The sequence below is a fragment of the Vibrio sp. V19_P1S1T109 genome (genome assembly GCF_002241375.1).
Lineage (GTDB): Bacteria > Pseudomonadota > Gammaproteobacteria > Enterobacterales > Vibrionaceae > Vibrio > Vibrio anguillarum.
In genome coordinates this window covers 1-12316 of sequence record NZ_NDIM01000348.1, presented here as the reverse complement: position 1 = coordinate 12316, position 12316 = coordinate 1, and the positions used below count along the sequence as shown (strand labels likewise).

General features: G+C 42.8%; 14 protein-coding genes and 1 pseudogene. 13 read left to right on the top strand and 2 right to left on the bottom strand.

Going from position 1 to position 12316, the window contains the following annotated elements; genetic code table 11:
- The 4 genes and pseudogenes from B9J87_RS17850 to B9J87_RS16430 form a co-directional block, all read left to right on the top strand.
- A pseudogene (locus B9J87_RS17850) lies at positions 1 to 208 on the top strand (hypothetical protein); the annotation flags it as partial.
- Positions 181 to 1041 carry a DUF4123 domain-containing protein gene (locus tag B9J87_RS16440; RefSeq protein WP_094151752.1) on the top strand — a complete coding sequence of 287 codons (861 nt, stop codon included), beginning with the start codon at positions 181 to 183 and terminating at the stop codon, positions 1039 to 1041. The pseudogene B9J87_RS17850 and the gene B9J87_RS16440, both read left to right, overlap by 28 nt.
- Positions 1042 to 1043: 2 nt before the next feature.
- Positions 1044 to 2915: a lipase family protein gene (locus tag B9J87_RS16435; RefSeq protein WP_094151750.1), complete on the top strand. Its 1872-nt coding sequence runs from the start codon at positions 1044 to 1046 to the stop codon at positions 2913 to 2915.
- Complete coding sequence (locus tag B9J87_RS16430; protein ID WP_094151747.1) at positions 2912 to 3640, top strand: hypothetical protein; 729 nt, start codon at positions 2912 to 2914, stop codon at positions 3638 to 3640. Before B9J87_RS16435 ends, B9J87_RS16430 begins: the two co-directional genes overlap by 4 nt.
- Here the strand turns inward: B9J87_RS16430 and B9J87_RS16425 are convergent, their stop codons facing one another.
- Complete coding sequence (locus tag B9J87_RS16425; protein ID WP_026027796.1) at positions 3641 to 3985, bottom strand: helix-turn-helix domain-containing protein; 345 nt, start codon at positions 3983 to 3985, stop codon at positions 3641 to 3643.
- A 675-nt stretch (positions 3986 to 4660) separates the two neighbouring features.
- Here B9J87_RS16425 and srlA (B9J87_RS16420) point away from each other — a divergent pair.
- The 9 genes from srlA (B9J87_RS16420) to B9J87_RS16380 all read left to right on the top strand — a co-directional run bounded on the left by srlA (B9J87_RS16420) (position 4661) and on the right by B9J87_RS16380 (position 10827).
- Complete coding sequence (srlA, locus tag B9J87_RS16420) at positions 4661 to 5209, top strand: PTS glucitol/sorbitol transporter subunit IIC (RefSeq protein WP_276526625.1); 549 nt, start codon at positions 4661 to 4663, stop codon at positions 5207 to 5209.
- 13 nt (positions 5210 to 5222) lie between these two features.
- Entirely contained in the window at positions 5223 to 6218 is a 996-nt protein-coding gene (gene srlE, locus B9J87_RS16415; RefSeq protein ID WP_013868506.1) for a PTS glucitol/sorbitol transporter subunit IIB, read from the top strand.
- Positions 6219 to 6228: 10 nt separating this feature from the next.
- Positions 6229 to 6591: a PTS glucitol/sorbitol transporter subunit IIA gene (locus B9J87_RS16410; RefSeq protein WP_094151745.1), complete on the top strand. Its 363-nt coding sequence runs from the start codon at positions 6229 to 6231 to the stop codon at positions 6589 to 6591.
- A 58-nt stretch (positions 6592 to 6649) separates the two neighbouring features.
- Complete coding sequence (srlD, locus tag B9J87_RS16405; protein ID WP_013868508.1) at positions 6650 to 7429, top strand: sorbitol-6-phosphate dehydrogenase; 780 nt, start codon at positions 6650 to 6652, stop codon at positions 7427 to 7429.
- 95 nt (positions 7430 to 7524) lie between these two features.
- Complete coding sequence (locus B9J87_RS16400; protein WP_094124683.1) at positions 7525 to 7881, top strand: transcriptional regulator GutM; 357 nt, start codon at positions 7525 to 7527, stop codon at positions 7879 to 7881.
- Between the two features lie 82 nt (positions 7882 to 7963).
- Positions 7964 to 8740, top strand: a complete 777-nt coding sequence (gene srlR, locus B9J87_RS16395) for a glucitol operon DNA-binding transcriptional repressor SrlR (RefSeq protein ID WP_094151743.1) — start codon at positions 7964 to 7966, stop codon at positions 8738 to 8740.
- 192 nt (positions 8741 to 8932) lie between these two features.
- Positions 8933 to 9496: a PTS glucitol/sorbitol transporter subunit IIC gene (gene srlA / locus B9J87_RS16390; RefSeq protein ID WP_094151741.1), complete on the top strand. Its 564-nt coding sequence runs from the start codon at positions 8933 to 8935 to the stop codon at positions 9494 to 9496.
- A complete protein-coding gene (gene srlE / locus B9J87_RS16385) occupies positions 9493 to 10464 on the top strand; it encodes a PTS glucitol/sorbitol transporter subunit IIB (RefSeq protein ID WP_088733208.1) in 972 nt (323 codons plus the stop codon). Before srlA (B9J87_RS16390) ends, srlE (B9J87_RS16385) begins: the two co-directional genes overlap by 4 nt.
- Before the next feature lie 6 nt (positions 10465 to 10470).
- Positions 10471 to 10827: a PTS glucitol/sorbitol transporter subunit IIA gene (locus B9J87_RS16380; protein ID WP_013868513.1), complete on the top strand. Its 357-nt coding sequence runs from the start codon at positions 10471 to 10473 to the stop codon at positions 10825 to 10827.
- Between the two features lie 104 nt (positions 10828 to 10931).
- Here B9J87_RS16380 and B9J87_RS16375 read toward each other — a convergent pair.
- Positions 10932 to 12316: carbohydrate-binding module family 20 domain-containing protein (locus B9J87_RS16375; RefSeq protein WP_094151739.1), on the bottom strand; the 1385-nt coding region annotated here is incomplete at its 5' end.

Here is a 12316-nt window from a genome sequence, read left to right as displayed (position 1 = left end):
CGATAGAGTTAACCTATTGAAATATAATAACTTAACACTGGCATTGCTTTTGCTTGGTGAGGCATTACATTATGCGATGCGATTCACGAAAAAGGACCAAACCATGCCAGCCGCTCTTCGAACCATTTCTTACCAAGCGTTATTAAACGCAGAGCAAGCCCATATGCCAGCCGTAAGATTATGCTCTACGCAGGGGAAACCGTCATGATCCTCTCTTGGTTTCAACAGCAGCAAAATCATCGCTATTGGTTAGTTGATCGCAAGCTTCACAAGCAGGCCTTACAGCAAAATGGGGGCTTTGGATTTGAAGAAGCCGTGCCTCTGTTTTATGGTGCAATGTTTACTGAGGTGATGCCACTCTCTCCATGGTTAATCCCTGTTTCTGAATCGGTATTGTCGCTCCCTGAAGCGTTACTTGAACAGGGTATTGGGCTGTCAAGCCATGCCGTGGGTGATGAAGTTTTGCAGCATCTTCGCAGTTTATTAATTGCCGGATTAGAAGGCGAGGAAGTGATGTTTCGCTTTTACGATAGGTCGGTCATTATTGCTATGTTAGCGCGAATGGACCAATCAGAAGTGAACCAGTTTTTGGGTAATATCAATCAATTGGCTGCATTAGATAATGGAGACCAAGGCCACGATCGAGATCAAGGTCACTTAGTCACGTTTGACAACACCTCGCACGCGCCATTTAATGCTCAGCAAGGCTCTTGGTGGGTAATAAAAGCGCATCATCTTGATAAACAAGAGAACTTACCTTTGTTAAAAGCTAACCTTGAATCTTGGTTATGGCAGCATTTCCCCAAGGCAATGGACCAGCACTTAACCGAAGGGCGTGATATCGCTTCCATGCTCACACCGTTTCTCTCTGCTGCTGAGCAAACCTTAACGTATCGTGTGATGAGCGCGGCCATCGCGGCGATCATGGGCAACGAATACTTGGCTCAGCCTAGCATGATAGAACTGATCAAAGACAATCAAAATGAAGAGATTAAATACGCTCTGCATGCCTTAAGTCGCCAATTACAACATGAGGGATAATCATGGATTCATTTAACCATTGCGTGCAGTGCAACCCCGAGAAAAACTGGTTGGAACTGGAGTTCATGAGTGAAAACGATGAACCGATTGATGGCCTTGCCGTCACTATTACGAACAAAATTACCTCCAACACACACACGCAAACCACCAGCGCCGGTAAAGTATTATTTGCAAATATTGCCGCAGGTGAATGGCGCGCTTCCGTCAGCCAAGCCTCTTTGTTAAGCGAAGTTGAAAAGTACGCCAGCCGTAAAGAAGGGCAAGAGTCGCCAGTGAAAACCCGCGCATCGGCAGAGTTTGATGCTGCTGAGCAAAACCCGAAACGGTATCACAGCACTACCATAGGTGATTTTTGGGATGAAGCCCCGCAAGATGAGTTTTTGCAAGAGCAGCATAAAGGGATAGATACCAATGCCTCTGCGCAAAACGCAGGGTTTAGCCTTAGCCACAATCAAAGTTACGTTTTTGAAATCAAAGCACTGCGCAGTTATATGCCAGTGATTATTGATACCGATGAATTTAGTTTGGTGAATAGTTATACCTTTGCGTTGTTATCGAAATTGGCTTATGCGACTGATAAAAAAAGTATTGATCTAAAATCAGAGGCTGACAGTACTGGGAGTATCGAAACAGTTATAAATCAGTTCAAGTCTAGGCAGTTGCCGATACAGTCTGGTAATCAAAAAGTGAGATGGCTTGTCAAGGAAATACCTTACAGCAGAGCGTTGAATTTTAAATACTACGATAACCGCCAGAAACATGCCCAAGGCTATATCCTGTTCAATGAAGAAATAGCTATTGTTTCGGTTAGAGGTACTGAGCCGAGTTTTTACGATAAAGATAGTGTCATTGATCCAAATTCAAAATTCATCATTACTAAAGTGGCTAACGGCATTGACGCTGTACTTAATTCGCCAGGTATAAATGACCTTGTTAAAACAGACTTGGATGCAGCACAAATTGCCCCTAAAGAATTTGGAGGGACTTATATCCATCGGGGGTTCTATCGATATGCTATGGCATTATTAGATATTATGCTGAAAGAATTAGATAAACATGGGAGCAAGAAATTATATTTTTGTGGTCATAGTTTAGGTGGTGCAGGGGCACTGCTGCTAAGTGCGTTAACTAAAGACGCCTATAATTCTTCACAGCTACGCTTATACACTTACGGAATGCCACGTACAGGAACACGCAGTTTTGTTACTCGGTATCAGGATATTCTACATTATCGTCATGTTAATAATCATGATTTGGTTGCTCAAATCCCCATGACATGGGCAAATACCGTATTTAGTAGTGGTATAACATTGATTAAGAAAATGCTCACCGATAACGACGATGATAATTATCTACACCATGGTCATTTGTCGCAGTTATTAACTTATAATGATTCTAACCAGATTTTACTGACGCCAAGGCAAACACAAATCACTATGCTAGATCTGGCAAAATTAGCCACTAATGATTCTGTCTCGCTGGTGGATAATCTGTCCGATGCGTCGATTGCTGAGCACGGTATGGATCATTATGTACCTAACTTATGGCAACAGCTGCTTGCTTTAAGTAATGAAAGTTTAATGACGCATTATCAACAAGCAATATCAGCCCTCGATCAAGAAATTGCTACTTTACAGCAAAATTATCTCACCGTTAAAAAAACTTGGGCTCGTTCTATCGGAGATGGCACACCTGCTATGGGAATTGGACGTTTGATGAGCGAGATGAATTCTATAAATAAGTTAATAGAGAACCGTAATCAGATTAGAGGTGAACTAAAGCAGATAGTCTTGGATCCTCAGCGCTTACCTTTAGCAAAACTATTAATAGCGCAGAAAACATTACCTGATGAAATTAAGGAACAACTGCAATGAAGTTATTGAATGGCCTCACAAGGAAAAAAAGAATATCAATTATTGTATTATTCATTGTATTCGTTTTTCTCGGTTTTGATTACTATCAAAGTACTCAGCCGAATATTTGGGGCGATGAACCTGATGAATCCTATATTACTATATCAGGCAAAAAGCCTATCGATACTAAAATAGATGCTTGGGTTGGATGGGGAGCAAGTGGAAGCAACTGTAAGGCGCGTACGTTCAGTTTTTCTAATGTGAAATGGTCAAAAGGGGCAAATGTAGATTTACATATCACCTATGATTTTTCTGCGGATCCCAACCGATATGAATTGAGAATTCCCTACCAGAAATATTATGACGCATTAAACTGTGATGTTACTCTTGGGGATATTATAGTTCAGGCATATAACGCTTTCGATACTGTTGGTTTCGCTCAATTAAGAATTTATAGTCCAAATTCAGCTGACGACAAATTTTTACCATTTAGTTCTTTGATTGAAGCAAAGGATTGCAATGGCGATATATTTAAAAGTATAAGAAAAGAGTGGGCAGGGGCCATTGGTTGTCATTTTTATGTCGATGGAAAGAAAAAGACTAAAGATGAAGAATTCAACGCTTACACCGTCTATTACGATTTCTCGAAATTCAATAACGACACCGTGATTCATTACGATATATTAGCCGGTGAGAATTACCGCTCTGAGCCGTTAGTGCAAGAACAAGTCGCTGTAGCGCAATAATTAGGCATAATGAATGTATTCAATGATCACCTGATTACCTTCTATAGAAACATGCTGGATATCACCATCAACACTTATTCGGTTTTTTAAACAGATCGCTTTTACCTCGCTGGTGGCGGTCTGTTTCAAACTCGGTAGTACCCTGTGCGGCTCAATATGTAGATGACGACAGAATTGACTGATAAACGTCATCGATAAAGAGCTATCCCCTCGTAAAAGATGTGAGAACTCAAGTTGAGTAAGGTTAAGTCGCTTAGCCATCTCCATCTGAGTCAAATGCATTTTAGCCTTTTGTGACATCCATACATTGTATAAGGCTTGGCGATCCTCTTCGCTAAACACCATAGTCCATCCTCTTTTTGTTATCACCTTTATTGGTGGTGTGCAGAGTGACAAAAACGAGTTGAGGTAGTGTCAATGAGAGGTTAAGGCCAGTTTAAATTTTTAATCAATTTCCCTACCAAAACTCTGTCCTGCCCTCCGGTTCTTCCTGTTTGTTATCGATCCACCGTCTCAAAAAATGGAAAGCGTGATTCTGTAGCGATTACAGCCTGCTTTACGGGTTTTTATACTGAAAGCATGCTTGTGAGATTTTTGTTATTTTCTTTTGGTTTGAAAATTAGTGTGTGGCTCTGATTAAACTGCTTTAAGGATTGTCTGTAGTTATTCTAATCATGATACTGATGGATCGTGGCTTTTTTACGGTCAGACAATACCTGTCGAATGCGGCCTAATAAAAGCTTGTTTTATTTAATATGCATTAAATACATGCAGTTATGTTTGGCTTGGGTTTTGAGGTTATTGATTTTTAGTGTTTAAAGTAGCTCAGGAATGGGTGATGCCTCTTGGTTGTTAATTCGTTTTCATCCCTTGTTATTTCGTTGTTGTTGTTTTCGTTATGAAAATTATTTCGTGATCATCGTCATTAAAATGAAAGTCAATTCTTTTAATTTGAAATGTAAAGTGGAAGTATAAATACGTACTTTGACACTAAGCCAATAACAACAATGAGGTTTGATTATGGAATGGATAATTCACGGAGCGGAATGGTTTATCGGACTATTTCAAAAAGGAGGAGAGGTGTTTACGGGGATGGTAACCGGTATTTTACCTTTACTAATTGCACTGCTGGTGGCGATGAATGCGCTTATCCGATTGGTGGGTCAAGAACGAGTGGAGAAACTGGCACAGAGTAGTGCTGGCAATCCGATCTCTCGCTATTTGATATTGCCAGTTATCGGCACCTTCATTTTCTGTAACCCGATGACATTGAGTCTCGGTCGTTTTTTACCTGAACGTTATAAACCTTCCTATTACGCGGCGGCTTCATATAGCTGTCACTCGATGAATGGTTTGTTTCCGCACATTAACCCTGGTGAGTTGTTTGTCTATCTAGGTATTGCTAGTGGCCTGACAACGCTCGGTCTGCCGCTTGGACCTCTTGCGGTTAGCTATTTGTTGGTTGGTATGGTGACTAATTTCTTCCGTGGGTGGGTCACTGACTTCACTACAACTATGGTTGAACGTCAACAGGGTATTCAGTTAGAGCGTCAGGTTCACGTAGGTTAATGGGGCAATAAAAATGACGAAAGTATTACGTATACAGAAAGGTAGTGGCGGTTGGGGTGGCCCATTGGAGTTGCCGATCGAAGCCGATAAAAAGGTGTTTTACATTACGGGTGGTACTCGCCCTGCAATTGTCGACCGTATTGTTGAGCTTACCGGTTATGAAGCGGTTGATGGTTTTAAAACTAGTGTGCCCGATGAAGACATTGGCGTAGCGGTCATCGACTGTGGTGGAACATTGCGCTGCGGTTTGTATCCCAAAAAACGGATACCGACAGTTAATATTCACGCTACGGGTAAAAGTGGACCATTGGCTGAATTCATCACTGAAGATATTTATGTATCGGGTGTGCGTGAGCGTGACATTCAACTAGTAGGCAGCGAGGGGGGAGCAATGCAACCACCACCACTAAGAGATGAACTCTCGAACGAGAATCTGGCGACAAACAAATACGATACGAGTAAAAAACTAACTCAGCAAAGTGACAGCTTGTTGGCTCGGATCGGCATTGGGATGGGTTCGGTGATGGCGATTTTCTACCAAGCTGGGCGTGAAGCCATTGACACCATTTTGAAAACGATTTTGCCTTTTATGGCATTCGTCTCCATGCTGATTGGGGTGATCATTGCCTCTGGTTTGGGCGATGTGATCGCGCATGTATTGACGCCTTTGGCGCAAAACCCACTAGGGTTAGTAACGCTCGCGTTGATCTGCTCGTTCCCGTTGCTTTCTCCATTCCTTGGCCCCGGTGCGGTTATCGCTCAAGTTATCGGTGTATTAGTCGGTACCCAAATTGGTCTTGGCAATATACCACCACATCTCGCGTTGCCCGCTTTATTTGCCATCAATGCTCAAGCGGCTTGTGATTTCATCCCGGTTGGGTTGGGTATGGCAGAAGCTAAGCCGAGAACCGTTGAAATAGGTGTTCCTTCGGTACTGTATTCACGCTTCCTTACTGGCGCACCTACCGTTCTATTGGCTTGGTTTGTGTCTCTATTTATCTATCAATAGGAGGTGAGCAATGTCGCCACTATATCAAGTCAAGATCGAGAGCATTGGTGAGTTTGCCAATAGTGCGTTGGAAGACGATATGATGATCATCTTCAGTAATATTGCCCCAAAAGATGCGGCAGAGTATTGCTTCATCCACACGCATGACGCACTCAAGGGGAATATCAAACCCGGTGGTGTGATGCAATTGGGAAGGTATCAGTATCCGATTACAGCGGTTGGTGAGGTGGTCAATCAAAACCTTGCAGAACTTGGGCACATTACCATACGGTTTGATGCCTTAGTTGAAGCTGAATATCCGGGTTGTCTTCATGTCAATGGTGAACGACCTCAGCAAGTGCGCTGCGGTGATGAAATTGTCTTTTTAAATTAATAGTCAGTATGGGTGCTCTATGCCTACGATGGGACACCCTCTAAGTAAGGTGTAAGTTATGAGTAAAGTTGCGTTAGTGGTTGGTGGTGGTCAGACTCTAGGTGAATTTCTGTGCTTAGGTTTGGCTAATGAAGGTTACCGAGTTGCGGTCGCCGATTTAAATGGTTGCAGTGCTGAAAAGGTGGCTAATAGAATTAATCAAGAATACGGTCAGGCTACAGCACTGGGTGTGGAGGTAGATGCCACCAAAGAGCAAAGTGTAGTGAATATGGTTAGGCAAATAGATGAATTTTTTGGAAGGATTGATCTGCTGGTTTACAGCGCTGGTGTGGCTCAGGCTGGCAAGATTGACGGTTTTCCACTGACTGCTTGGCAGCTATCGATTGACGTAAACCTAACGGGGTATTTCCTCTGTGCACGAGAAGTATCAAAAGTAATGATTCGTGAACAACGTGGTGGGCGCATTATTCAGATCAACTCAAAGTCGGGTAAAGTGGGTTCAAAGCATAACAGTGGTTACTCAGCGGCCAAATTTGGTGGAGTTGGTCTGACTCAGTCACTTGCGTTAGATTTAGCGGAACACAAAATCACGGTGCATTCTTTGATGTTGGGTAACTTGTTGAAAAGCCCTATGTTCCAATCACTGCTACCTCAGTATGCGAAAAAATTGGGTGTACCGGAATCAGAGGTTGAACAGATTTATATCGATAAAGTACCACTTAAGGCAGGATGTGAATATCAGGATGTTCTTAATGTACTGAAGTTTTACGCCAGCGATGAAGCCGCCTATTGTACTGGTCAATCGATCAATATCACGGGTGGTCAGGTAATGTTCTAATCCATCCCCCATGGATTAAGCCCTATGCTCCTAGAATAAGGGCAGCTTATATTGGGCAGGCGTTATGCTTGCCCCTTTTTGACAAGAGGTATGAGATGGACTCAACAACTGTACTTATTTATTTTGCTGCAGGAGCTTGGATGATACAGATCGTCTTAGGTTATTTGCAGATTCGATCTTTTAATCGGATGCTTCAATCTATGACTCATAAAGGGAAAGTCAAGATAGGCCGCACCCAAAGCCGATGGAAACCGCGTACCGTACTGGTGTTGGTTGAAGATGAAGATCATCATGTTGTAGATGCCCAAGTGATGAAGGGTATTTCTGTATTTGCTAGACCAAAGACACTAGATCAACTCATTGGTCAATCACTACCTATCCCTGAATCACTCATATTTGAACTGGATCCTAATGTTCAAGAAGCGTTTAACGTCGCAATTTCTAGGCAGTAATGAAAGAATGTTCCCCCTTTCCCTTTTAAGTTGAAAGGGAACTGTTATAAACTGCTATCAGTTTAATAATGAAGTTGATGCTATGAATTTAGATAACAGAAGAGCGCAGTTGCTGGATTATCTGCGTGTTAATGGGAAAACGTCAGTGAATGATCTGGCGGATACCTTTGAAACATCAGGAGCGACAATACGCAGTGATTTACGTTCGTTAGAGGAAGAAGGGCTTGTTATTCGCCGTTACGGAGCAGCTGAAGCTTGTATCGCTAATAGCGTCATTTTGGAAGACCGTTCGATGGATGAAAAGCAGACGGTGAACCTTGAACGTAAATGCTTAATCGCTAAAGCCGCTTCGCAACTGGTCGAGGACGGGGATTCGATCATTCTGGACTGTGGCAGTACCACACTGCAGATGGTGCCGCATTTTGAACAGGTGATGTCACTGACATTGATGACGAACAGTATTCACATCGTAAACGCAGTAGCGAATTTGGATGCGGAACATACTGTATTGGTTCCGGGCGGAACGTATCGTCGAAAATCAGCGTCTTTCCATGGCACGCTGGCAGAGCAAGCATTTAAACAGTTTTCTTTCGATAAACTCTTTATTGGTGCTGATGGTTTTGACCTTGCGCAGGGAACAACAACCTACAACGAAGCGTATCAAGTCAGCCAGGCGATGTGCCAAGCAGCCAATCAGATCATTGTCGTGACCGATTCAAGTAAGTTTGGCCGTCGTAGCCCTAACGTGGTGGTTCCGCTAGATAAAATCGATATAGTTGTCACAGATAACCTTATCGCAGCAGAGGATCGGACGTATTTGGAAGAGAAAGGTATCCAAGTGATCACCGTTGGCTCCTAAGTCACTCCATAAACCCCATTTATGAAAGGAGGCCAGTTGGCTTTCTTTTTATTTTGTCGCCGATTTCAATTTTTTACTTTTAAAATAAAAGTTATCGGTGATTGAATTCACGCTTTTCTCTTTTGCCTCTTTTTCAATATATCAATAACGGAAACACTCCAACTATCCCCACATAATTTAAGAGCCGAAGGTATGGATTGGATAATCGAGGGAGCGGAATGGTTTATTGGTCTGTTTGAGAAAGGCGGTGAAGTGTTTAGCGAAATGGTGGCACAAGTACTCCCAGTGCTGATCTGTTTATTAGTTGCCATGAATGCGCTGAGCCGTTTTATTGGCCAACAGCGCATAGAAGTGTTAGCTCAGAAAAGTGCGTCTAATCCTATATCTCGCTATTTGCTCTTGCCGACAGTAGGAACCTTTGTTTTTTGTAATCCCATGGTGCTCAGCCTAGGGCGTTTCTTACCTGAAAAGTACAAACCTTCTTATTATGCCTCTGCCTCCTACAGTTGCCACACCATGAATGGTATGTTCCCTCATGTAAATCCTAGTGAATTGTTTATTTATCTAGGCATTGCCGCTGGGATCACTCAACAGGGCTTATCGCTCGGTCCTCTCGCTATTTCCTATTTGCTGGTTGGCTTAGTGACCAACTTTTTACGCGGTTGGGTAACCGATATGACGACTATGTTTGTGGCTAGACAACAAGGTGTAGTATTCAGCGATAAAGTCGATCTTAACGTGGTTGAGGAAAAATGATGACGGTATTGAAAGTAAACCGAGGGCAGGGTGGATGGGGTGGCCCGCTATTCATTCCGGTTGAGGTTGACAAGAAGATCATCTACATCACAGCAGGGACTCGTCCCCATTTTATTGATGAGATGGTGACGTTGACGGGCATGCAAGCGGTTAACGGCTTTGAACATTTTGTTCCCGATGAACGAGTCGCTTGTGTAGTGATTGACTGTGGTGGCACATTGCGTTGTGGGCTTTATCCCAAAAAAGGTATTCCGACATTAAATATCCATGCTACAGGCCAAAGTGGCCCTTTAGCACAGTATATTCAGGAAGATATTTATGCATCTGGCATACGCAGTGGTTGTTTTTCCTTGGTAGATGATCACAAAACCACGTTTTGTGAGCCAATCCTATCTCAGCCCCAATCCATTGACACGACGAAGAAGCTTAGCCAACAAACAGATAGCTTACTGGCTAAAGTGGGGATCGGTATGGGCTCGGTGATGGCGACCTTTAATCAGGCTGGGCGTGAAACCATTGATACCGTACTTAAAACCATTCTGCCTTTTATGGCGTTTGTTTCAATGTTGATTGGGGTTATTCTCGCGTCTGGGTTAGGTGATTTAATTGCTCATACTTTGGAGCCATTAGCAGGGAACCCGATCGGTTTACTGACGATTGCTTTGATCTGTTCATTTCCGTTTCTGTCACCCTTTCTTGGACCAGGTGCGGTGATTGCGCAAGTGATCGGTGTACTTATCGGGACTCAGATCGGTATGGGAAATATCCCACCGCACTTAGCATTACCCGCTTTGTTTGCCATAAATGCTCAAGCTGCTTGTGATTTCATCCCTGTAGGGCTTGGCCTTGCAGACGCTAAGCCCGAAACGGTACAGGTCGGTGTGCCTTCGGTACTTTACTCTCGTTTTCTTACAGGTGCGCCAACGGTGCTGATTGCTTGGCTTATCTCATTCTTCATTTATCAGTGAGGGCATATGCTTCAGTATCAAACGACGATTTTGTCCGCTGGCGATTATGCTAAAGACTCACTGCATGATGATATGGTGATTTTATTCGGCCCGAGCGCCCCTGATGCGGTGAAGGAATATTGCTTCATACACTCGGGATCTTCGTTGTATGGATTGATTGACCACAACACCACTTTATTAATTGGGGATCTCGGTTTTGTTGTGACGGCAGTCGGCAGTGTGGCGAACCAAAATCTTGCGGAGCTTGGGCATGTAACACTTAAATTTGACGGTCAGCGAATCCCAGAATTGCCGGGTACCATCCATTTACTCGGTCCTAAATTAGAAGTGCTTCAACATGGTGATGTGTTGATGTTTGGTTAAAGTGGTGGAATGTGGCTTGATTGTGATTAGGCATATCTAAGAAAAAAGGCTCCTGTTTTAAAAGGAGCCAAATAGCTGGTGTTAGCTATGGAGAAAAGAAGCGGTTAGAAAGATCCACTAGTTGTTTGAGTATTTAAGCTATTAAATTGGTTATTGCCTCCCGATTGCCATTCGACTAGATTTGTTGAGATAGATTCATGGCGTTTAACACATTTCCATTCAATAGCCTCTCCTGCCGGTACTGCAATATCGGCGCTCCAAGTTGGATATAAATTAGGTGAAAGCTTGACTGCTTTTGTTAGATCCCAGTTTCCTAGCTGTGTCACATTGCCAATGGCATAAACACTTTGTCCTGTAATTGTATATCCTTGATTACAGGACAAAGAGATGGTACTCAGTCTTGGTTCTTCGGCACCCTCACTATTGTGCAAAACGATAGCTTCATTTTGATTTAGATGGAGTGTTGCTTTTCCTGCGTTAACGGCAATTGTTTCGTTGTTAAGTAAGTTGAGGTGGGATCCATCACCAATCGCTAAGTTATTCACTACTATGGTTGTTGCTGGACCACGGTTTAGTGCAACGGTAACAGTATCTGAACCATCTTGCCGTTCATATACCAGTATGTCGTCATTATTCCAGCGTTGTATGTAACTTCCTTTTTGTATCGCTGTGCTATTTTTTCTGAGTGATGTTAGTGCTTGGATGATCTTAAATGCCTCGGTATCCTCATCAAAACTTGGCATTTTTTCTCGGTTGTAAGGATCACTTCCTACTTGTCCGAAATCATTTGTCGTAAAGTTAGCTGCATAGTGTTCAGTTCCGTAGTAAATGGCGGGTATCCCACGTACTGTCATTGTGATAACTAGTCCTAGGTTGAGACGTTGTTTGGCAAACTCTTCATTTTGATTGCCACCAGCTTCATTATTACCAGGGCCAAATGTCGATGCATTTGACCTTAGAGCGGTGGATATTCTGGCCATATCATGGTTATCCATGAAAACAACTTGCCAATCATCACTACTGAAGACAGTTTTCCTTTTTTCTAAGTAGCCATTTAATGTTTCCATGTTATTTCCGGGACGGTTAGTTAGTACCCTTTCTAAGGTGTCTCTAAAGCCGAAATCAAGTAAAGCTGAACCAGAAGAGTTGGCGTAGTCAATGGCATACCCATCAATACCAGTCGTGATGCTTGCACTTGCTCCGAACCATTCACCAAAGAAATAAAATCCTTCACGACCTAATGCTTTACTGTAATTATAAATGTCCGTAGTCCAACGTTGGATAAAAGTTTTATCCATATGTTTTATAGCATCAATACGTATTGCATCAGCTCCAGCATCAATCCAAAATTTAGCACCGTCTAAAAGATACTGATAAACATCGGGATTGGTTTGGTTAAAATCAGATAAGTTGAATAGGTTATAATTACGGACTTGATACCAATTATTCCAGTCAGTAACACCTCCGTTATGGTTATACCAGTTAGTAC

What these genes read in the sequence shown, in the direction of transcription:
- B9J87_RS16430 (WP_094151747.1), top strand. Translation starts at nt 2,912, where the DNA reads ATGAAGTTATTGAATGGCCTCACAAGGAAAAAAAGAATATCAATTATT.
- srlA (WP_276526625.1), top strand. Translation starts at nt 4,661, where the DNA reads ATGGAATGGATAATTCACGGAGCGGAATGGTTTATCGGACTATTTCAA.
- srlE (WP_088733208.1), top strand. Translation starts at nt 9,493, where the DNA reads ATGATGACGGTATTGAAAGTAAACCGAGGGCAGGGTGGATGGGGTGGC.
- srlA (WP_094151741.1), top strand. Translation starts at nt 8,933, where the DNA reads ATGGATTGGATAATCGAGGGAGCGGAATGGTTTATTGGTCTGTTTGAG.
- srlR (WP_094151743.1), top strand. Translation starts at nt 7,964, where the DNA reads ATGAATTTAGATAACAGAAGAGCGCAGTTGCTGGATTATCTGCGTGTT.
- B9J87_RS16425 (WP_026027796.1), bottom strand. Translation starts at nt 3,985, where the DNA reads ATGGTGTTTAGCGAAGAGGATCGCCAAGCCTTATACAATGTATGGATG.
- srlD (WP_013868508.1), top strand. Translation starts at nt 6,650, where the DNA reads ATGAGTAAAGTTGCGTTAGTGGTTGGTGGTGGTCAGACTCTAGGTGAA.
- B9J87_RS16440 (WP_094151752.1), top strand. Translation starts at nt 181, where the DNA reads ATGCTCTACGCAGGGGAAACCGTCATGATCCTCTCTTGGTTTCAACAG.
- B9J87_RS16380 (WP_013868513.1), top strand. Translation starts at nt 10,471, where the DNA reads ATGCTTCAGTATCAAACGACGATTTTGTCCGCTGGCGATTATGCTAAA.
- B9J87_RS16400 (WP_094124683.1), top strand. Translation starts at nt 7,525, where the DNA reads ATGGACTCAACAACTGTACTTATTTATTTTGCTGCAGGAGCTTGGATG.
- B9J87_RS16435 (WP_094151750.1), top strand. Translation starts at nt 1,044, where the DNA reads ATGGATTCATTTAACCATTGCGTGCAGTGCAACCCCGAGAAAAACTGG.
- B9J87_RS16410 (WP_094151745.1), top strand. Translation starts at nt 6,229, where the DNA reads ATGTCGCCACTATATCAAGTCAAGATCGAGAGCATTGGTGAGTTTGCC.
- srlE (WP_013868506.1), top strand. Translation starts at nt 5,223, where the DNA reads ATGACGAAAGTATTACGTATACAGAAAGGTAGTGGCGGTTGGGGTGGC.